This window comes from uncultured Eubacterium sp., assembly GCF_945980375.1.
Classification (GTDB): Bacteria; Bacillota; Clostridia; order Oscillospirales; family Acutalibacteraceae; genus Eubacterium_R.
Window position 1 is genome coordinate 41,588 of the sequence record NZ_CAMFQO010000003.1, and the last position, 21,386, is coordinate 62,973.

A 21,386-nucleotide genomic window follows, 5' to 3' on the forward strand; every position below is an offset into this window, starting at 1 on the left:
TTTTTTGCAAATTATTTGTCCGAATGACCCGCAGAGCGAAGCAGTTTTTTTACATCCTGCTCCGAAAGCTCTCTGTAATCACCCTGCTTTAGCATACCGAGCTTTATCGGACCGATAGATATTCTTTTGAGTCTTGCAACCTCGAGTCCCTGACTTTCACACATTTTACGGATTTGTCGATTTCTGCCCTCATGAAGAACAAACTCGAGAACAACTCTGTTTTCCTCCTCGGTTAAAACAGTTACCTCGCACGGTGCAGTAACCCTACCGTCTATTTCTATTCCGTTTCGAAGATTATAAAGAATGTTATCATCAACAGAAGGTCTGACTGTAACACGATATACCTTTGCATATTCGTGTGACGGATGCGTCATACAGTTGGTAAATGAACCATCATTGGTAAGAAGCAGTAACCCTTCGCTGTCCTTATCCAGTCTGCCGACAGGATAAATTCTCACACCGAAATCAGGAAGTAAATCCATAACTGTTTTTCTTCCAAGCTCGTCTGACACGGTTGTAACATATCCACGTGGTTTATTTAGCATAATATAAACCATTTTTCTGTTTTTTACATTAGTAAGCTTTTGCTTTCCAACTGTTACCAAATCCTTACGCGGATTTATTTTCATACCGATTTGGGCAACATGACCGTTGACCTTTACCTTGCCTGCAAGGATAAGCTCCTCGCTCTTTCTTCGGGAGGCAACTCCCTGCTCTGCCATAAATTTTTGTAATCTTACCTCGTTGTTTGCCATACCCTTACACTTTCCGGGGCAATAATATCTACTGTCCCAATCAATCTGTTATTTGAATAAATCTCTGCCTTACCTACAACTGTATTCTGCAAAACAGGTGTGTACAGTATAGGATAATAATAATACTTTATGCTAATGTCGTCAAAGTATGATATATCAAACCTTGCAACACAACTGACGGTTGATTCATTTGCACCGACTATGCTTATATTTATAATTTCGTTTTTAGCTAAGGTTTTATATTTTCTTTTTGCATAATCATAAAGCTTTTTGTGGTCGTTCCAATCGTCACTGTCGTTTAGGGTTACAATTATTATTGTGTTCCCCTTGTATTCGTATGCCGTTACAAGACATCTGCCTGCTTTTGTTGTAAATCCTGTTTTAACGCCGATGCAATCCTCTATTTGATACAAAAGCTTATTATGATTATATATTGTTTGTGTTTTACCGTTAATGCTTATGTCGGCTTTTTGCATAGAACATACTGACTTAAAAAGCTCATTATCAAGAGCATATGCCGTTAATTTTGCCATATCATAAGCGGTTGAATAATGCTTTGCACTGTCAAGCCCCGACGGAGTGGCAAAGCTTGTGCTTTCCATTCCTATTGCTTTTGCATAATCATTCATAAGTGATACAAAGCTCTCAATACTACCACCGATATACACGGCAAGAGCATTTGCCGCATCATTACCCGAGGCAAGCATAGCACCCTTAATTAAATCATAAACACTTATTCTGTCGCCTGCTTTAAGATAAATAAGCGAGCCCTCTGTTCCCTTTAGCATATTATCTGAAATGAAAACAACATCATCTGCATTTAATTTTTCACAGGCAATTAAGCAGGTCATTATCTTTGTTGTAGAAGCCATGGCGACGCGTTTATCGGAATTTTTTTGATACAAAACCGCAGAGCTTATTTTATCATAAACTACGGCGTTATCTGCGCTGATAGAAATGCCCTGCGCATACACGGTTGACGGAAAAGCAAAAATAAATGCGAAAATAAATGCTACTATTCTTTTACACAAAACAATCACCCACATAAATATATGCAGGTGATTATATTTAATTAAACAAAATATTTATTCCTCAGCCGGTGTTGAATCCTTTTTCTTTGCCTCTGTAAGCTCAGTGAGCTTATCAACAAGCTCAGGAATCATAGCAATAGCTCTGTCGGCAGATGATGTGTAGTTGTTAATCTGCATCAATCTAACCTTTGAATCCTGAATAACAATGAATGCAACAGGAGTAATGGAAATTCCGCCACCGCCTGCACCGCCAAACAATTCCTTGTTCTGTTTTGACGGAAGGTCGGTACCGCCTGTTGTAAAGCCATATGATACCTTTGATACAGGAATAAGTGTTGTATCGCCTGTAACCATAGGCTCGCCGATAATGGTTGAAACATCAACCATTTCTCTCATTTTTTCAAGTGTTGATTCCATAATTTTGTTTACCGGAGTCTCTCTCATAATCTTTCCCCTTAAATATTATCTGTTTTTTATTAAATTAATCAGGAATGTTTTTCCTGCCTTAAGTCCGACTTTAAGTATAAGTGCAACATTAAGCGATGCTATAAGCTGAAATTCGTATTCATTATGCGTTGCCAAGAAATCAGGCTGAATATAGTCGTCGTATTGGTCAACCTTCATACCGTTAAGTATGATACCCTTTATAGGATAATACATACCGCAGATGTTACCGTATGAACGTGCAATTTCATCGGCATCACCACCGCCTATAATCATTTTAACATATAATGAGTAAATATGCAAACCCCTAAATAAAGTTACTACTGCCGTGTTAACGGTTTCCAAAAGATTTGATACAAGAAGCATAATACCGACAATGCCGTCCTCATCAATAATCTTTTGAATAATATTTTTCTTTGGTGGTTGTTGCGGCTGTGCTTCACTGTTTACAGCAGGATTGGTTGCGTCTGCCTTAATTTCATCTGTATTTTCCTGTGTTTCCTGAACAATGTCAGTATTATCAGGTTGTTTTTGAGTATTGTCAGGCTTTTGTTCTTTTTTTTGCTTCTTTTTTTCGGCGGCTTCCTTGCCTGCCTTTTCCGGAAAAAGAACAAAGTTCAAAATCTTTGAAAGCTCAACATCCTTTTTGATAAAAAGAATCTGTACGGATGTGTGCCAGCCATTATCATAAATTATGGTTGCTTCGGCAGATAATGATAAAATTACTGCAATAAGAAATACAATGACAGCAAGTATAATTAAAAATACCTTCATTTATTCCTCCTCAATATGAGCAATTTCTGATATTTCCTTTTCCTTTAGTATATCATTTTTATTCTCATTGTCAAATAAAGATGTTTGGCTTTCATCCCTTGCTATACTGTCAATCTCATCATTTTTCGGCAAATCGGGCAAATCCTCAAGAGAATTTAACGAAAAGCATCTTAAAAATCTGTCGGTAGTTCCGTAGATAAGAGGTCTTCCGGGTAGATCCATTCTTCCCTTTTCCTCAATCAAACCCTTTTGAACAAGTGAAGAAATAGGTCCTGAGCAATCTACTCCCCTAACCTGCTCAATAAATGAACGGGTAACGGTTTTGTTGTATGCAATAACTGCAAGCACCTCAAAGGCAGCATTGCTTAACGGAGTGTTTTTCTTTATCTCCATAAGCTTTCTTACTTCCTCGCTGTATTTCTCTCTTGTGCATATTTGATACTTGTTATCAATGCGAATAATCATTAAGCCTGAGCTTCGTTCATCATAAAGAGCGCTTAAATGCCCAAGCATTTTTTCAACTGTTTCTATATCAATATCAAGCACCTCTGCAAGCTTTGATGCCTCAACGGGATCTCCCGAAGCAAAAAGCATTGCCTCAATTGTTGATATCAAATTATCTGTTTTATTCAACTGCTTCTACCTCATTAGCTTCGTTTACTATTTGAACGGTTGGATTGTGCATATCACCATCAACCGTAATTCTTTTTGTTTTTGCAAGCTCAAGCACTGCCAAAAAGGTTGCCACTATATCTGATTTTGATTTTGCTCCGTCAAACAGATTAAGAAAGCTAACCTTTTTTCCACTCCAAAGCTTTCGCATAACGGTTCTAACCTTTGACGCTACATTTACAAATTTCTTTGCAACGATAACCTTAAAGGAATCAATGGGCGGGGGTAATCTCCTTTGTGCCTTGCCTGCAACATTAATGTATGCATCAAGTAATTCATCAGGCTCATGAAAGCGTTCGTAATCATAGTTAACCCATCCGCCTTGAGGCTGTCTTACAAACCTGCCAAAGCCCTCGGTTTGATTTGAAAGCTTTTCAGCCATCAGCTTACAGTCACGGTATTCAATAAGCTCTCCCGTCAGTTCTTTTTTAAGCACCTCCGCCTCCTCGTGACGAGGTAAAAGAGAAACAGTTTTGATATAAATTAACCTTGCGGCCATTTCAAGAAAATCACCTGCAATATCAAAATCAGCCTCCTCCATTTGACGAACGTAATCAAGATACTGATTAACAAGCTCAACAATGGGAATGTCGTTAATATTCAGTTTATGCTTACTTATAAGATGCAGGAGCAAATCCATGGGCCCCTCAAACACCTCAATTTTATACGTTAAATTATCCATAAAGCCTCTTGTATATTATCCAAAAATCAAGCTTGGAATAATTGAAATTATGTTCAACAGCTTATTTGTTAAAAACATTATAGGTGTATCAAGAATACCTGTAAACAATAGAATCATAAGACCGATCATTACATATCTTTCATACATCATATACTTGTAATAAACCTTATCGGGTAAGATTGCGGCGAGGATTTTTGAGCCGTCAAGCGGTGGAATAGGAAACAAATTAAACACTGCAAGCATAACATTTATCTGTGCAGAATAAAGGAAGAATGCAGCTATTGCACCGCCAAAGCCTGCCATTGATCCGCCAACCTGCGAAAAAGCAGGAATTGCATTAACAATAAAAAATCCCCATACAGATACAAATCCCATAAGAATATTTGCAAGCGGACCTGCAAGTGCAGTTAATGCCATACCGCCTTTTACATTTTTGAAATTGCGGGGATTAACCGGAACGGGATTTGCGTATCCTATACCAAACAGAAAAATCATTACCGTACCGATAGGGTTAAGATGTGAAAAGGGATTAAATGTAAGTCTGCCTTGATTTTTTGCTGTATTATCACCAAGAAGATGCGCCATAAAACCGTGTGCCAACTCGTGAATCGGTAAACAGCAAAATACAACAAAGCATCTTGACAATACTGCTATTACGGCAAGAAGATACTCACCCTGCTGAATATATCTAAAAATAGAAATCATACACTCACCCTCTTGCAACAACCATTCTATCGTTGCCGTACAAATCTTTTTTTACCTCAACATTCCTGAAATTTGTTAAAACCTCAAGAATATCACTACCCTGATCATTACCGATTTCAAGTAAAAGTAAACCGTTTTTCTTTATAAAACCAAACCACTTATCATTGATTACTCGGTAAAAATCAAGTCCGTCAACTCCTCCGTCAAGTGCCATTGCAGGCTCTCGTTTAACCTCATCCTGAAGATTTTGAATATCACAGGATTTGATATACGGTGGATTTGAAATAATTAAATCAACCTTTTCTATATTAATATCATTAAAAATGTCGTCGTTGATTGGAACAACATTATCAACACCGTTTGCATTTTTAAGTAAATATGAATAAGCCTTTTTGCTTTTTTCAATACAATAAACCTTTGAATCGGTCAAAGCCTCTGCAATGCTGATGCCTATACATCCTGTACCGCTGCACAAATCAATAACAATGGGATTATTGACATTTTTAAGAATATTTATTGCAAGCTCAACTAACTCCTCGGTTTCCGGTCTTGGAATCAATACGCCTTCGCCAACATAAAATTCACTGTCAAAAAAATCCCATTTACCGATAATGTATTGCAATGGCTCACCGGATTTTAATCTACATAGACAATCGTCAAGCTTTTTGTCGGAAATAATCTGCTCTTTGTTAAAATGGTATTCACTGTTGCGTATGCCTGCAATATGACAGCAAACAGTCAATGCCTTAAAGTCAGGCTCATCAATTCCGTTTGCATTAAGAAAGCTAAAGCTGTAATCAAATGCTTCTTTAAGAGTCATTACTTTACTTCATCATCCTCAATATTATCGGTGATAACAGCCTTTATTGCCTCGATGCCGACCTCAATAATATCGTCATCAGGCTCCTTGGTTGTAATTCTTTGCATCCAAAGACCCGGAGCAGAAACAATCTTTACAAAGACATTATCATGTTTTCCTGCGTACTTTATGAATTCGTAGCCAATACCCATAATTAATGGAATAAGAGGTAGCTTAATTAACATCCAAATTATTGTATTTTGCTTTAGCTCTGCGGGTACTACAAGCGAAAGCAGAGTTACAATTATAATGCTTAATATCAGCATTACAAACATAAATGATGTACCGCAACGAGGATGAAAGCGGCAGCATTTTTTTACATTCTCTACCGTAAGCTCTTCGCCCGATTCATAACAGGCAATGCTTTTATGCTCCGCACCGTGATACTGAAACAGCCTTTTAATATCCTTCATTTGAGACACCAAAAGCATATATACAACAAAAATAATAATTTTCATTGTGCCCTCGATGGTGCCCTGCCAAGGAGTAAGAGCCATATCGGTCCATGAATTAAGCTTATTAAAAACGAATACAGGCAAAAAGAAGAATATAACAAACGCAAGTGCAAATCCTAACAAGCTTGCAAATGCCATAATTATGTCCATAAATTTGTCACCGAGCTTGTCTGTCAGCCACTTTTCAAATTTGTTCATTTCTACATCCTCAAGGTCCTCCATACCGGAAGCCTCTGCGGAATACATAAGAAGCTTATAGCCCATAATCATAGATTCAAAAAAGGCAACAATGCCTCTGATTACAGGCAAGCCGAAAAATTTGTTTTTATCCTTTAGATGAGTGAATTTATGATACTCAACAAGAATTGATTTGTCGGTTTTTCTGACAGCAGTAGCAATTCCCCTTGGCCCCTGCATCATTATTCCCTCAATAAGCGCCTGTCCGCCGACAGATGTTATGTGTTGTTTTTTACTCATTATTTTCCTTTCAATTAAGAATGTTGAGAGCTGTCAATTAAAGGAAGAAGAATAGTAACCAAGGTTCCCTTTCCTTCAACGCTGTCAATATCCAAATATCCATTATGTAAATTTACAATTTCCGATGTCACGGCAAGTCCGATACCCGAACCCTTAACACTGACATTAGCCTTATAAAATTTTTCTTTAACATGAGGTAAATCCTCTGCTGAAATTCCGCATCCTTGGTCGGCAATTGCTATTTTTACATAATCATTGCCATCCCTTTCCGTAAGTTCGGCTTTAACAAGAATTTTACTGCCCGGACGCGAATATTTTAACGCATTGTCAAGTATATTCATAAATACCTGCTTTAATCTGTTTGCATCTGCATTTGCTATACAGGGAGTTTCGGGTATGCTGTATTTAACCTCGTATCCCTCGCGAACAGCACGCTCAATAAATGTAAACAGAGTTTCCTCAAGCTCGGCAAGAATATCCACCTTTGACAGACGAAGTGTCATTCTTCCGCTTTGGAGCCTTGAAAAATCCAAAAGCTCCTCAACAAAGCCTTCAAGCCTGCCTGCTTCCTTAACAATAACCTGCAAGCCTTTTTTTGTAAGCTCATCAACATTATCTTGATTGCCGAGAGTTAAGGTTTCTCCCCAGCCTTTAATTGAGGTTAAAGGGGTCCTCAGCTCGTGAGATATAGTTGAAATAAAATCATTTTTCATTTTATCGGCGGTTGCAATTTCCGATGCCATAGTGTTAATACTGTCTGCAAGGTCGCCGATTTCATCGTTGTATTTTTTCTCAATTCGAACATCAAGATTGCCCTGTGCAATCACCTTTGTGGCTTGGTTTACCTCTTTAAGAGGTGTAATAATCGTCCTGATAAAATACAGATTTGACAAAATAACAATTGCAAAAATAATTATAAAAATAAATGCAATCATTACGGAAATACCTGCAATTTGTTTGTCAACCCGTTCTACCGCTGTCATAACGCGAATGGCGCCTACCTTGATGTTATCGGAGCTTTTTATTACGCGCGTTACAGCCATAACCTTTTGACCGTTAGAAAGCTTGCCTATATATTTGCCCTTGCCCTCATCATTTTCCATAGCAGAATTGTAATCGGGCATTTCCTGCTTTTCAACAGCAAATCCGTTTGAAGAAATGATTATATTACCCTCATTATCAACAATCCAAACTGTTGTAGAATTTTTGTTGGAATATGTATCAATGTATAAAGCTGCAGATGACTCAAGCGATTCGCCGTTATTTATACTGTTTTCAAAGTAATTAACTGCAGAATCGGATGCGGCAGAATTAACGATGCTTTCTACCGAATTATAATAATAAACCCTTATAAGCGATGTACAAACAATAAATGCAACGGTAAACAAAAGAACAATCAGACCTATAATTAAAACAAGCCATCTGCGAGTAATACCCTCGATTTTTTTGCTTTTTAATTTTTTTACATAAGCATTAAAATCCTTGTTCATTTGCAAACAAATTTACCTTTCAATTTACTGTTCACTTGTAATCCACTTATATCCAAGTCCCCAAATTGTAACAAGCCTTGTTGGACTTGAGGGATTGTCCTCAAGCTTCATACGAAGTCTTCTTATGTTAACATCAACTATCTTTTCGTCTCCGAAATAATTTGCACCCCAAACCTGCTTAAGTATATCATTTCTTGAAAGTGCAGCATTTGGATTACGGAAGAAATATTCGACAATTTGAAATTCAACCTGAGTTAATTCAATCATATTGCCTGATTTCATAAGAGTTCTGTTGCGAAGATTAAGCTCAAATTCATCAAGAACGATGCTGTCGGAATTAGTATCTACGTTCTTAAAGCCCCTTGTCATTTCAACACGACGGTAAACAGCGTCTACTCTTGCCATCAATTCGCTTGGAGAAAACGGCTTTGTAACATAATCGTCTGCACCTACAAGCAAGCCTGTAACCTTATCCATTTCCTGTGTTTTGGCACTAAGCATAATGATACCCAAATCGGATGACAGCTTCCTAAGCTCCTTGCAAACCGATAAGCCGTCAAGCTCCGGCATCATAATGTCAAGAATGGCAACATCAAAGCCTTCCTCATCCTGCTTGAATTTTTGAAGAGCAACAAGGCCGTTTTCAGCCTGCTCAACATTATATCCGGAGCGGGAAAGGTTAATTACTATAAATTCTCTGATAGATTCTTCATCCTCGGCAACAAGTACCTTTTTCATACGAACACCTTACCTTTCAGTAAAATTGATTAACTGACCTTAATTAGTTTTTTCAGTTCATCGGTTGATATTTTTATTGATTTATCATTACCCGTTCTTGCTAAATAATAATATCCTGACTGATCAAGTATTACAGTGTAATCAGTATACTCTGCTTCGTTATAAACTGCTTTAAGCACAGGCATAACGGAGAATACGGTATTTTTAGTTTTCTTGTTTGAGACAGTCATTTCTTTTTTTTCGGCATCATAGCTGACAGATATGTTTTTGTAAATTTTATCGGGAATTACTATGTTGTATTTGTCAGCAGTAGAATACAATGAATAGCACCTGTGAACAAGAACAGTTTTGTCGTATACAACCCAATCAAGAGCCTTTATTCCCTTTGGAAGCTTATTCATTGATGCATCTGTAGGAATTTCTATTCTGTCATCATCATTAATGTCAACAGAATTTACAAGACAGCCTCTTGATGTGCCTGTTGTTCTTCCTGTTGAATAGCTGTAAAACGGAGAAACAATAGAGCGATACATATTTGACCAATATATAACCTCTGTTCTTATGCTGTCACCGTCAGAGCCTATAGCATCGGCATAAACACGAACATCGCCTTCAGCCTTTTCAACATTAATGTTTCTGTAAGAGATTACTCTTGAATCAAGCTTGGTTTCACCCTTTAGAACAAAATCGTTTTTACTGATAGAATAAAGCTCAGCCTTTGCACTTGTTTTTGTTCCGGAGTTTATTTCAAACATTAAGATATCATTTTTACCTGTTTGATTAAAATCAACAACTATATAATTATTTAAGTATATTTCATCGTTGCCTATTCTTTTTACGGAAATTTTTTCGTTGCTGAATTTAAGATTGTATGCAACAAAATAATGACTGTTTGAATTGGAGATAGTATTCCAACAAACTAAAATTTCCGGCTTTCTGTCATTATTTACATCGGCAAAGTCAAGACGGTATGCATCATCACCGTAGCCCTTTACATTTGAAACAACCTGCCACTTACCGTCAAGCTCCTTTATAATTGCCATACACACTGTGCCAAGGTTATCGTTAGACTCATAGAAGGCAACCGCTTCATCCTTTGAATCCGAGTCCAAATCATAAAAATTGTACGAAGTTATATAATCACCCGATGACGGATTTTTCAATATGTAGCCGTTTGGCAAAAAGCTGTCAAGCGCATTTTTTACATCTGCGTTATCACCAAACGGAGCAACGGCAGAAATAAGGTCGTTTACCGATGAGGCGAGCCTAAAGCTGCAACCGGAAAGCAAAGCAACAATTAAAACAATACAAGCAAATACCTTAATCTGTTTCATTTTGCCCTCCTTATTACAGTAAACTATTCTAATTATAACAGATAATTAAAATAAAATAAATAGTAAATTAATAAAAAATAACATTTTATTACAAAAATAAAAAGACTTGATACAATTATCAAGCCTCGGTAACAATTAAAATACAAAAAAATGGTGGATTGGAGCATTTTTAAAGACAACGGTTAGAGGAGAAACAATGAAAAGAGAAACATTATACCGACTCCGTTCAGCTTTGCTGTTAGGCTGGAGAAACCCAATACTTGTCTTCCACCATATTGTAAATGTATTATAACACTAAATTTATAAATAAACAATTTAATAATAATTAAATTTTAATGAAATTTTCGTTAATTAAGAACTAAATTATTGTACCGCCGCCAAGGACATAGTCACCGTCATACAGCACAACAGCCTGTCCAGGAGTGATAGCTCTGACAGGATTTTCAAACTCTACCACTACCCTGTCACCCTCACAATATGCCGTACAAGGTACCTCCTTCATATTGTATCTGGTTTTTGCGCAGCAATTAATTCTGTCTGTTGGCTTTTGAGCAATCCAATTAAAATCATCGGCAATCAGTGATGTTTTATTCAAGTCCTCGTTGGAGCCTAAAATAACAGTATTCTCATTAAGATTTTTATCTATAACATAAACAGGATGACCCAGAGCAATATTTAGTCCCTTGCGTTGTCCTATCGTGTACTTTATTATTCCCTGATGCTCACCGAGAACATTGCCCTGCTTATCAACAAAATTTCCCTTTGGATAAGAGCAGCCTTTATAATGCTCAATAAACGCAGAATAATCCCCGTCGGGAACAAAGCAAATATCTTGACTGTCACGCTTATGGGCATTAATAAAGCCGTTTTCTTCTGCGATTTTTCTTATATCCTCTTTGGAATATTTACCTAAAGGGAAAATAGTGTGCTGAAGCTGATACTGCGTTAATGAATACAAAACATAGCTTTGATCCTTTGATAAGTCCTTACCTTTTTTAAGCATATATCTGCCGTTAACATATTCTATATCGGCATAATGCCCTGTAACGACAAAATCAAATTTCAGCTCTTGCATACGCCTCATAAGCTTTTCAAACTTGAGGTGACGGTTACAGTCTATGCATGGATTTGGAGTGCCTCCGTTTTCGTATGTTGCAACAAATTTTTTTATAACCTTTTCATTAAATTCATCCTTAAAATTAAATACGTAATAAGGCATTCCGAGCTTTGTTGCAACAGCCCTTGCATCCTCGATATCATCAAGCGAGCAACAGGTTTTATCAGAGCATACACCAATATCCTCGTTATCGTAAAGCTTCATTGTTGCTCCGATACATTCATATCCCTGCTCTTTCATAAGCAAGGCAGATACACTTGAATCAACTCCGCCGCTCATTGCTATAATTGCTTTTTTCATAGATTAACCTAATTCAATCATTTTATCTATACAGCGTCTTGCTCCGTCCATTACATCCTTTTCAAGAATGATTTCCTCACCTGCAATGCCCTTAACGCAATTAAGAACATCAACTATTGTTGTAAGCTTCATATTATGGCAAACAAGGTCCTTTGACAGAGGATAAAACATTTTGTCGGGACATTCAAGCTGAAGATGAGAAACAATGCTGTTTTCCGTTCCGATAATGAATTCCTTTGCATCGCTGTTCTTGGCAAAATCCATAATGCCTGTTGTAGAGCCGACATAATCTGCAAGCTCAACAACCTCCGGTACACATTCGGGGTGTACAAGAAATAAAGCATCGGGATGCATTGCCTTTGCTTTTTTTACGTTTTCGGCACTCATCCTTGCATGAGTTGGGCATCCGCCCGATAAAAGCTTGAACTCCTTTTCGGGCAACTGTTTAGCAATATATGCACCAAGATTCTTATCAGGAATAAATAAGATTTTATCATTATCAATCTTTTTACAGATTTTGAGTGCAGAAGATGATGTAACGCAAACATCACAAACAGTTTTTAGCTCGCTTGTCGTATTAACATATGCAACAACTGTGTAATCGGGATATTGCTCTTTAACCTGTTTTATCAGATCCTTATCCATCATTTCAGCCATAGGACAGCCGGCATCTGCATTGGAAAGAATTACCTTTTTGTCAGGCGAAAGAATCTTAACTGTTTCAGCCATAAATCTTACACCGCACATAATTACGGTTTTGTTTGTAACCTTTGATGCGGAGACCGACAAAGCAAAGCTGTCGCCGACAAAATCTGCAACCTCAAGTATATCAGGTGATTGATAGCAATGTGCTAATATACAAATATCGTTTTCTTTTTTTAATCTGATTATTTCGTCTTGAATGTCTTTTAACGCCATAAAGCAAGCTCCTAATCAAAATAATTATTCGTGTTCGTGGGTATTTAATTCCTTAAATGTTTCAGGATCATATTCAATACCGTTTTTATCGTAATAATCCTTAACTGCAGCCTTGATAGCCTCCTCTGCAAGTACAGAGCAGTGAATTTTTACCGGTGGCAATCCGTCAAGAGCCTCAACAACTGCTTTGTTTGTAAGCTCAAGAGCGTCGCTGATTGGCTTGCCTTTAATAAGGCAGGTAGCCATAGAGCTTGATGCAATAGCCGAAGCACAGCCAAAGGTGTTAAACTTTACATCGGTGATAATATGGTTTTCATCAACCTTTAGGTAGATTTTCATAATATCTCCGCATTTTGCATTTCCTACCTCGCCGACACCGTCAGCATCATCAATTTTACCGACATTACGAGGATTGGTAAAATGATCCATAACCTTTTCTGAATATAAAGCCATTATAATACTTCCTCTCCGTTTTGTATTTTTTCCCAAACAGGTGATATTGATCTTAAATAAGATACTACCTTATGAATTGATTTAATAATGGTTTCAACCTCCTCCTCGGTGTTGTATTCACTCAAGGAGATACGCAGTGAGCCGTGTGCTACCGCAACGGGAATTCCCATTGAAAGAAGAACATGTGACGGGTCAAGCGAACCGCTTGTACACGCAGAGCCCGATGATGCACAAATTCCGTCTTGGTCAAGAAGCAAAAGCAAGCCTTCACCCTCAATTCCCTCAAAGCAGAAATTAACTGTTCCGGGCAATCTTTTATATCTGTCGCCGTTTAATCTGTGCAGTTCAATATCGCTGCAGCCTTCAATTATCCTGTCACGAAGCCTTGAAACATATTGAGCATTGCTTTCAAGATTATTTACAGCATCCTCCATAGCCTTTGCCATGCCGACAATGGACGCCATATTTTCCGTTCCTGCTCTTTTTCCTCTTTCCTGTGCACCGCCGTTAATGATGTTTTGAAGAATTATACCCTTGCGGCAATACAAAACACCGACACCCTTTGGACCGTGGAATTTGTGAGCGGATACGGAAAGCATATCAATATTCATATCCTGAACATCAACAGGTATATGACCAATAGCCTGCACTGCATCTGTATGAAATATAACCTTTCTTTCCTTACAAAGAGCGCCTATTTCCTTAATTGGCTGAACCGTACCAACCTCATTGTTCGCTGTCATTATGGTTACAAGTGCCGTATCCTCGCGAATAGCATTTGCAACATCCTCAACGCGAACAATTCCGTTTTCGTACACATCAAGAAGTTGAATTTCAAAGCCTTCTTTTTCAAGTTTGTCAAGAGTATGAAGAACTGCATGATGCTCAAACTTTGACGAAATTATGTGCTTCTTTCCTTTTTTAGCACCGTTGTATGCAGCGGTTACAATAGCCTGGTTGTCGGCCTCACTGCCCCCTGATGTAAAATATATTTCATTGGGATTTGCGTTTATACATTTTGCAACCCTCGCTCTTGCATCCTCCAATCGCTCCTTTGCAATTTGACCGATATGGTGCAGTGATGACGGATTTCCGTAAACATCCTGCATCATATCCTTCATTGCATCAAGAGCACTGTCGGACAATCGAGTTGTTGCAGCATTGTCAACATAAATCGTTTTCATATCTATTGCCTGCCTTTATTCCTATTAATCTAATAGGTTTTTCGTTGTATAATATATACTTTATTTCCTACTTTGTCAATAGGAAATTGTACTTTTTATCATATTGTTATCAAATTAAGTAAAAATATAAGGGTATTCCGTAAAGAATACCCAAAAACTATTTTTTATACACAACGTGATAAAACTCCACACCGTCAATATCGTAGTAGTTAATTATTTCCTTAATATATTCGGATTTGTTAAATTGAGGAAAATATGTGTCCGCATCCGCACACTCGGCATCAATTTCGGTAAGATAAAGTTTATCTGCATACGGCAAAAACTCGGCATAGATTTTTCCTCCGCCAATAACGAAAACTTCCTCATTATCGGCAATTTGTAAGGCTTCTTCAACAGAAGTAACAACAGTTGCTCCCTGTGCTTGATATTCGGCATTGGAGGAAATTACAATATTTTTTCTACCCGGTAATGCCTTTGGCAAGGACTCAAACGTTTTTCTGCCCATAACAACGGTATGCCCCATTGTTGTATCCTTAAAAAATTTCATATCTTCCTTGAAATGCCAAATTAAATCATTATTTTTACCAAGCTCAAGATTTTTGCCTACAGCGGCAATCATAGAAACAGACATATTCTCTCCTTAATCTACTGTGCAATGGGAAATGCAATTTTACCCAAATGATTATAATCCACAAGCTTTACATCCTTGCAATCTCTTGAATTATCAAATTTGAAGAAATCCTTAACTTCGGGATTAAGCCAAAGCTTTGGTGCCGGCAAATCACCCTGCTCATCAAAGCGTCTGATTTGCTCTTTTATTCCATCAATTTGATTAACGTATATATGGGCATCCTTTATTGACCAATCAATTGTACCCGGCTTAAGCCCGCATACCTGCGCAAGCATACAGTTAAGTACGGCATATTGCGTAACGTTAAACGGTAATCCAAGCGGAACATCACAGCTTCTTTGATGTACCCAACAATTAAGCTTACCATCGGTTACATCCCATTCACTTGACCAAACACAGCTTGGCAAAACGGCAGTATCAAGATAATCGTTCTGCCACAACGTCATAACCATTCGCCTATCCTCAGGATGATTTTTAATCTTGTCAATAAGGTTTTGTGTCATAGAAAACTTATTTACGATATATCCGTACGCGGTGCCGATGGTGTGTGCATATTCCTTACCGAAGAATTTGTGGACCTCTTGTCTGATAAGATTTCCGTTTTCATCAGGAAGCATTTGAGAAGCATTCCAATATCCCTCATCATCAATCTCCCATTCGTTCCAAATCTTTACATCGCGTTCCTTAAGCCAACGGACATCGTTTGACTGTGCCTGATAAATCCAAAGCATTTCCAAAACAGCCTGTCTGATAAACAACTGCTTTGTAGTTAAAATAGGAAATTCCTCACCGATATCAAGATGAAAATGATGCGACGGAATTTTAATAGTGTTAACACCTGTTCTGTTAACAACCTCTGTGCCCTCACTCAATATCTTTTTACAAAGGCTTATATATTCCTTATCCCAAAGTCCCATAACAATGCTCCTAAATATTAATATGTATAAATAATATCACAAAAAATAATTTTAGTAAATACCGAAAGAAAAAAAGCCTCGGTTTACGAGGCTTTGGTGACCCATCGGGGATTCGAACCCCGGACACCTTGATTAAAAGTCAAGTGCTCTACCGCCTGAGCTAATGGATCGTATTTTGGCTGGGGAGGCGGGATTTGAACCCACGCATGACGGAGTCAAAGTCCGTTGCCTTACCACTTGGCGACTCCCCAACATAAAAAGTGGGGTGGGATATCAGAGTCGAACTGATGACCTCCAGTGCCACAAACTGGCGCCCTAACCAACTAGGCCAATCCCACCATAACCTGGCGCGCTGTGGGGGACTCGAACCTCCGGCCTACTGCTTAGAAGGCAGTTGCTCTATCCAGCTGAGCTAACAGCGCATATAAAAAATTTGGAGCGGGTGATGGGAATCGAACCCACGCGACCAGCTTGGAAGGCTGGGATTCTACCATTGAACTACACCCGCGTATCACAACGGACATTATTATATCTAATGTCCGTTGAAATGTCAATACTTTTGTAAAAAATATTTAATTAATTTTTACACTGATTTCCTCCCCGCCGGTGAGAGAAATTGATTTAATAGCAGTGTTTTGATTGAATACAATTGCGTTTGCAATCTTTTCTTCAACATCGCGTCTAACGGCATCACGAAGCCCTCTTGCATTCTTTTTTGAGCCATAAGCTTTTTTTGCAAGATATACGGGAACACTGTAATCATAGATTAATTCTATGCCTTTATCCTTAAGACTCGGAACAAGCTCATCAAGCATAATTTTTGCAATCTTTTCGAAATTATCAAAGGTAAGCTTATTGAAAATAACAATTTCGTCAACTCTGCCGAGAAATTCAGGACGCAAAAATCTTTCAAGAGCCTTCATAGTAACCTCTTTATTAATATCATCCTGTGATTTTGCAAAGCCCATTGTATTTTGGTCGGTAGAGCCTGCATTTGAGGTCATTATAATTACAGTGTTTTCAAAATTAACCGTTCTTCCCTGTGCATCGGTTATTCTGCCCTCATCAAGAATTTGAAGAAGAATATTCAAAACATCCTTATGTGCCTTTTCAATCTCGTCAAACAAGATAACGCTGTAAGGCTTTCTTCTTACCTTTTCGGTCAACTGACCTGCATCATCATATCCAACATATCCCGGAGGTGATCCGATAATTCTTGAAACGCTGAATTTTTCCATATATTCGCTCATATCAAGCCTTATAAGATTTTCCGGAGAATCAAATAATGAATTTGCAAGCTGCTTAACAAGCTCCGTTTTGCCGACACCCGTAGGACCGACAAAAATGAATGACTGCGGTCTTTTCTTCGGACTGATTTGTATTCTGCCCCTACGAACTGCATTGGCAACCTTTTCGATAGCATCATCCTGACCGATAATATGAGCCTTTAGCTCGTTATCAAGTGTTGCAAGCTTTGCAATCTCTCCCTGTTCAACCTTTGAAACAGGAATTCCCGTCCAAAGAGAGATAACCTTTGCAAGATCGGCCTCAAGCACCTGATTATCCTTTGCTTTTTCCTCAAGCTCGGGCAGCTCGTTGTCGATGTTAATAAGCTGTGATTTTAGCTTGGAAATAAGCTCATAGTCAATATCCTCACCCTCTTCCGGAGAAGAAAGCCTGTCGATACCATCCATAATATTGTTTTTCTTTTCAAGCATCATTTGATACTTGCTGATTGCAGGATTACGCAGATTTGCGCAGGTGCAGGATTCATCCAAAAGGTCGATAGCTTTATCAGGAAGATAGCGGTCTGTAATAAATCTTTCACTCATGGTGACAGCCTTGTATACAAGAGAATCATTAATACAAACCTTATGGTAATCCTCATAATAACTCTTAATTCCAAGAAGCATTCTGTATGCCTCGTCAATTGAAGGCTCCTCAATTTTTACCGGCTGAAATCTTCTTTCAAGTGCAGCATCCTTTTCAATATATTTTCTGTATTCATTAAAGGTTGTAGCACCGATAACCTGAATTTCACCGCGGGAAAGTGCAGGCTTAAGAATATTTGCAGCATTCATTGTGCCCTCGCTATCACCTGTTCCTACAAGATTATGCACCTCGTCAATAAAGAGAATAATATTTCCCTCCTGCTTTACCTCATCAACAAGACCTTTAATTCTGCCTTCAAACTGACCTCTAAACTGTGTGCCTGCAACAAGAGCAGTTAAATCAAGAAGATATATTTCCTTATCCATTAAGCGAGCAGGAACCTCACCCTTTGCAATTTTAATTGCGAGTCCCTCTGCAATGGCGGTTTTGCCGACACCCGGCTCACCTATTAGGCAGGGGTTATTCTTTGTTCTTCTGCAAAGGATTTGAACGGTACGGTTGATTTCACTGTCTCTGCCGATAATGTTATCAATATCGCCCCTTCTTGCCTTTTCGGTTAGATTATTGCAGTAGTTGTTAAGGAATTTCTTTGAATCGTCAATATTCTTTTTTCTATTCCTTTTGCCCTTACCTTTGCTTTTTTCATTGCCTGACGGTTCACCGCCATCAAAGCCGTTAAATATCTCGGCAAACGGCATAGTCTGCGCTCCATCGGAGTTTTCGGGGTTAAACATTGAGCCAAGGTCGCCGAAATCAAAATCGTCCATATTTTCCATGAACATACTCATTTGCTCACTTGCCTGTTCGAGTTCTTCCTCGCTAATGCCCATTTTTTCCATAAGTCCCTGAATTGGTCCCATATCAACATTAAGCTCCTTGGCACACTTATAGCAAAGGCCCTCAGGCTTCATAACGCCATCTTCCATTTTTTGAATAAACACAATTGCAGGACGTTCGCCGCAACGTGTACACATTGGCTGTTTCATTAATTCACAGTCTCCTATAATTTTTTATTATTATTGTTTTAGTTTTTATTCTTGTTTTCCTTGATTTGTCTGATAAAGCCTGGTGCATATCCAAACAATGATACAAAAGCAAGAATAACAGAGATAATTACCATTACATATACAACAGGTGTCGGCAAGGCCTTAAAGAACCAAACACCTACCAACGCACCGTTAGGTCCTATTGCAATAATGGCAATCATAAAGATATAAAACACAGTTGTTGCCACCTTGCCCCACATTTCTGCAGCAACGGGACGCATACCCTTGGCAAGTAATACAGCACCGGCTATAACCATAATCAATTCCTTTGCAATGAAAAGGAAAAGCAAATATTTGAGTATTCCCTCAAAAGACCAAAACTTAAATATCAAAATAATTACAATTGCAACCTGAGAAAGCTTATCTGCAATAGGATCAAGTATCTTACCGAGGTTAGACACCATGTTGTATTTTCTTGCAATTTTGCCGTCAAGCAAATCGGTAACGGCAGCAATAATCATCAATACAAATGCAATTATGTAATGCTCTTTAATAAACAATACCGAAAAAATAGGAATAAGTGCTATTCTTAAAAAGCAAAGCCAGTTAGGAATAGTGTTCCAATTTTCAAACAATTCACCTACATTTTCTTTGAATTTACTCATAATATTCCCTCCGTTATTACATTAAAAGGATTGTAATCTAACAGTAGCTGATATAAAGAGCTGTCAGACGCTGTATTGATAAAGCTGTTATCGGCAAGGCTTGGAACCCCGATTAAATATGTAGTTATGCTTATAAGGACAAATACAACCAACGCACCCTTTAATAAACCAAAAACAAAACCTATTAAGCCGTTTGCAACAGATAAAGGACTTTTATTTTTTCCGTTTTTAGATTTATCCTTGTTCTTCTTTTTAATGCTATGAATTATTATTCCTGTAATACCAAAAAATAAAACAAATACAGCAATAAATACAGCAACCTTAATTAAGCCTAAAACAATAGGCTCAAACGCCTCATCCATAAGGCTTTGAACAATTTTATCCGATGAAAAATCAATTTTTAATCCATTCAAATCCTGCTTAAGAAAGCTTGGCATAGAGCTTACGGCATTATTAAAATTTGAATAAATCTCATCAATATTAGACGAGGTAACAATTCTTTGTTTAATATAATTTTCCAGCTGATCCTTTACAAAGGTATTATAAATCGGCACAGGAAGCCTGTCAGCACAAAATACGCAAAGAAAGAATCCTACTACATATCTTATAAAATTCACCAATGTAATAAATATTCCCCGTTTGGCACCTACAATACCGAAAATCAGAAGAATACCGGTAATAATTACATCAAAATAATTAACACTGTAATTAAATATAGTCATTTTATATCCCTTCTATTTTGCAATATCTATATACTGTCCGTACTGTACATACACCCTTGAGGAAGCCTTTACAGCACTGTTAACAGAGCCGTCACAGGAAATTGATTCCTTTTTTTCTCCTTTGGTTAAAGAGTATATGCAAATCTTTTGCGGAAGAAGAACGGTAATCTCATTTGAACTTGAGCTGATAGACTTTGCCTCTCCCTTAATACTGAATGAAGATTTAACCTTACCGTTAGATTTTATGTAAGCAACCTTTGATTTTGAAGATTTGTTGTATCCGCTGTAATTGATTACAAGCTCATTTGACGATGTGTAGCAATAATTAATTGTTGATATTGAGCCCTTCTTAAATACAACCTCTTCCTTTTTTTGTGATTTTATCACAGAAAGAAAATTATCACCCAGTACATAAAGATTTCCCGAGTCGTTAAAATGCAAATCAATTATATTTGATTTGTCATACTCCAAGGTAAATTCATCTTCGCCACTACCGATATTCAAAATATGAACGGTAGTTGTTAAAAATGCATTCTTTGAATTAACACTTGTATATGCAAGCAATGAAGCATTTTGGTTCAGTGAAACATATGTAACATAACCGTCCTTAACATTATAGTCAAGCTTTTTATTCTCATTCTTGTTAAGAACAATAATTCGTGATTTTGCTTCATCAGAAAACAAAGCACATGCAATAGTACCGTTATTTGCAACATCAGCAGTGATAATGCTCTTGTCAAATGATTTTTCATATAACTCTTCACTTGTTGTATCAAGACGGAGCCTTGTACCCCCTCTGTCAAACAGGCAGGTATAATTTCCGTTTGATTTGAAAACAGGTGATGCATACCCGTGATCAAACGAGTATGATTGTGAAGCAGATGCAGGATCAACAGAAACAACACTGCTTTCATTAAGTGCATATAATTTGCCATTAACAAGCTTAATGCTTTCTCCGTTAGATACATTTACCGTAACAGGATAATTATTTTCCGAAACGGCTGATGTTACCGACAATGAGTTTATTCTGTTCTTTATGTCGGCAAAATCAATTTCACAGACCTTTAGAACAAGAAGAACTGCTAACACAACAAAAAGAGCTATCCAAATTATTCTTTTTGCTTTTTTCTCTTTTTGCTTTTTATTCTCTATTCTTTGATTTTCTCTTTCATTACTCGGCATAG

Annotated in this window: 22 protein-coding genes and 5 tRNA genes; all 27 read right to left on the minus strand. The window is 37.7% G+C overall.

The genetic code is table 11. The features are described from left to right. Positions 1-11 precede the first annotated feature (11 nt). The 27 genes from Q0P34_RS01925 to Q0P34_RS02055 all read right to left on the minus strand — a co-directional run bounded on the left by Q0P34_RS01925 (position 12) and on the right by Q0P34_RS02055 (position 21,384). Positions 12-755, minus strand: a complete 744-nt coding sequence (locus tag Q0P34_RS01925) for a pseudouridine synthase (RefSeq protein ID WP_294952079.1) — start codon at positions 753-755, stop codon at positions 12-14. Continuing rightward, a complete protein-coding gene (locus Q0P34_RS01930; RefSeq protein WP_294952082.1) occupies positions 737-1,786 on the minus strand; it encodes a D-alanyl-D-alanine carboxypeptidase family protein in 1,050 nt (349 codons plus the stop codon). Before Q0P34_RS01930 ends, Q0P34_RS01925 begins: the two co-directional genes overlap by 19 nt. Before the next feature lie 54 nt (positions 1,787-1,840). After that, the gene (locus Q0P34_RS01935; protein WP_294952084.1) at positions 1,841-2,230 is read right to left on the minus strand and encodes a spore germination protein GerW family protein; all 390 of its coding nucleotides are present in this window, start codon (positions 2,228-2,230) and stop codon (positions 1,841-1,843) included. 18 nt (positions 2,231-2,248) lie between these two features. Then, the gene (locus Q0P34_RS01940; RefSeq protein WP_294952087.1) at positions 2,249-3,004 is read right to left on the minus strand and encodes a hypothetical protein; all 756 of its coding nucleotides are present in this window, start codon (positions 3,002-3,004) and stop codon (positions 2,249-2,251) included. Continuing rightward, on the minus strand, positions 3,005-3,637 hold the full coding sequence (scpB, locus tag Q0P34_RS01945; RefSeq protein WP_294952090.1) for an SMC-Scp complex subunit ScpB: 633 nt from the start codon (positions 3,635-3,637) through the stop codon (positions 3,005-3,007). It abuts the gene before it with no gap. Then, positions 3,630-4,358 (minus strand): segregation/condensation protein A, encoded by a 729-nt coding sequence (locus Q0P34_RS01950; RefSeq protein ID WP_294952093.1) that lies wholly within the window; start codon positions 4,356-4,358, stop codon positions 3,630-3,632. The genes scpB and Q0P34_RS01950 overlap by 8 nt, the downstream gene beginning before the upstream one ends. Before the next feature lie 15 nt (positions 4,359-4,373). After that, positions 4,374-5,063, minus strand: a complete 690-nt coding sequence (locus Q0P34_RS01955; RefSeq protein WP_294952095.1) for a site-2 protease family protein — start codon at positions 5,061-5,063, stop codon at positions 4,374-4,376. Between the two features lie 4 nt (positions 5,064-5,067). Continuing rightward, complete coding sequence (gene prmC, locus Q0P34_RS01960) at positions 5,068-5,883, minus strand: peptide chain release factor N(5)-glutamine methyltransferase (protein WP_294952098.1); 816 nt, start codon at positions 5,881-5,883, stop codon at positions 5,068-5,070. After that, positions 5,883-6,854, minus strand: a complete 972-nt coding sequence (locus tag Q0P34_RS01965; RefSeq protein WP_294952101.1) for a DUF1385 domain-containing protein — start codon at positions 6,852-6,854, stop codon at positions 5,883-5,885. The genes prmC and Q0P34_RS01965 overlap by 1 nt, the downstream gene beginning before the upstream one ends. Positions 6,855-6,868: 14 nt before the next feature. Beyond that, positions 6,869-8,344 carry a HAMP domain-containing sensor histidine kinase gene (locus tag Q0P34_RS01970; RefSeq protein WP_294952103.1) on the minus strand — a complete coding sequence of 492 codons (1,476 nt, stop codon included), beginning with the start codon at positions 8,342-8,344 and terminating at the stop codon, positions 6,869-6,871. A gap of 24 nt (positions 8,345-8,368) precedes the next feature. Beyond that, positions 8,369-9,082: a response regulator transcription factor gene (locus tag Q0P34_RS01975; RefSeq protein WP_294952106.1), complete on the minus strand. Its 714-nt coding sequence runs from the start codon at positions 9,080-9,082 to the stop codon at positions 8,369-8,371. Positions 9,083-9,111: 29 nt separating this feature from the next. Beyond that, complete coding sequence (locus tag Q0P34_RS01980; protein ID WP_294952109.1) at positions 9,112-10,416, minus strand: hypothetical protein; 1,305 nt, start codon at positions 10,414-10,416, stop codon at positions 9,112-9,114. A 358-nt stretch (positions 10,417-10,774) separates the two neighbouring features. After that, positions 10,775-11,833, minus strand: a complete 1,059-nt coding sequence (mnmA, locus tag Q0P34_RS01985; RefSeq protein WP_294952112.1) for a tRNA 2-thiouridine(34) synthase MnmA — start codon at positions 11,831-11,833, stop codon at positions 10,775-10,777. A 3-nt stretch (positions 11,834-11,836) separates the two neighbouring features. Further along, entirely contained in the window at positions 11,837-12,751 is a 915-nt protein-coding gene (nadA, locus tag Q0P34_RS01990; RefSeq protein ID WP_294952114.1) for a quinolinate synthase NadA, read from the minus strand. A gap of 24 nt (positions 12,752-12,775) precedes the next feature. Continuing rightward, entirely contained in the window at positions 12,776-13,204 is a 429-nt protein-coding gene (gene nifU / locus Q0P34_RS01995) for a Fe-S cluster assembly scaffold protein NifU (protein WP_294952117.1), read from the minus strand. Next, on the minus strand, positions 13,204-14,388 hold the full coding sequence (nifS, locus tag Q0P34_RS02000) for a cysteine desulfurase NifS (protein WP_294952120.1): 1,185 nt from the start codon (positions 14,386-14,388) through the stop codon (positions 13,204-13,206). Before nifS ends, nifU begins: the two co-directional genes overlap by 1 nt. Before the next feature lie 157 nt (positions 14,389-14,545). Beyond that, entirely contained in the window at positions 14,546-15,019 is a 474-nt protein-coding gene (locus Q0P34_RS02005; protein WP_294952123.1) for a dihydrofolate reductase, read from the minus strand. Positions 15,020-15,033: 14 nt separating this feature from the next. Then, positions 15,034-15,936: a thymidylate synthase gene (thyA, locus tag Q0P34_RS02010; RefSeq protein WP_294952126.1), complete on the minus strand. Its 903-nt coding sequence runs from the start codon at positions 15,934-15,936 to the stop codon at positions 15,034-15,036. Between the two features lie 94 nt (positions 15,937-16,030). After that, positions 16,031-16,106, minus strand: a tRNA-Lys gene (locus Q0P34_RS02015). Between the two features lie 6 nt (positions 16,107-16,112). After that, a tRNA-Gln gene (locus Q0P34_RS02020) sits at positions 16,113-16,187 on the minus strand. Positions 16,188-16,197: 10 nt separating this feature from the next. Beyond that, positions 16,198-16,274 (minus strand) — tRNA-His (locus tag Q0P34_RS02025). Between the two features lie 7 nt (positions 16,275-16,281). Beyond that, positions 16,282-16,358: transfer RNA gene (locus Q0P34_RS02030), tRNA-Arg, on the minus strand. A gap of 12 nt (positions 16,359-16,370) precedes the next feature. Continuing rightward, a tRNA-Gly gene (locus Q0P34_RS02035) sits at positions 16,371-16,444 on the minus strand. Positions 16,445-16,508: 64 nt separating this feature from the next. Next, positions 16,509-18,815 (minus strand): ATP-dependent Clp protease ATP-binding subunit, encoded by a 2,307-nt coding sequence (locus Q0P34_RS02040; RefSeq protein ID WP_294952131.1) that lies wholly within the window; start codon positions 18,813-18,815, stop codon positions 16,509-16,511. Between the two features lie 38 nt (positions 18,816-18,853). Further along, the gene (locus Q0P34_RS02045; protein ID WP_294952137.1) at positions 18,854-19,480 is read right to left on the minus strand and encodes a CDP-alcohol phosphatidyltransferase family protein; all 627 of its coding nucleotides are present in this window, start codon (positions 19,478-19,480) and stop codon (positions 18,854-18,856) included. After that, a complete protein-coding gene (locus Q0P34_RS02050) occupies positions 19,477-20,202 on the minus strand; it encodes a CvpA family protein (protein WP_294952142.1) in 726 nt (241 codons plus the stop codon). The genes Q0P34_RS02045 and Q0P34_RS02050 overlap by 4 nt, the downstream gene beginning before the upstream one ends. Before the next feature lie 12 nt (positions 20,203-20,214). After that, positions 20,215-21,384 carry a DUF5711 family protein gene (locus tag Q0P34_RS02055; RefSeq protein WP_294952148.1) on the minus strand — a complete coding sequence of 390 codons (1,170 nt, stop codon included), beginning with the start codon at positions 21,382-21,384 and terminating at the stop codon, positions 20,215-20,217. Between the last annotated feature and the right edge of the window lie 2 nt (positions 21,385-21,386).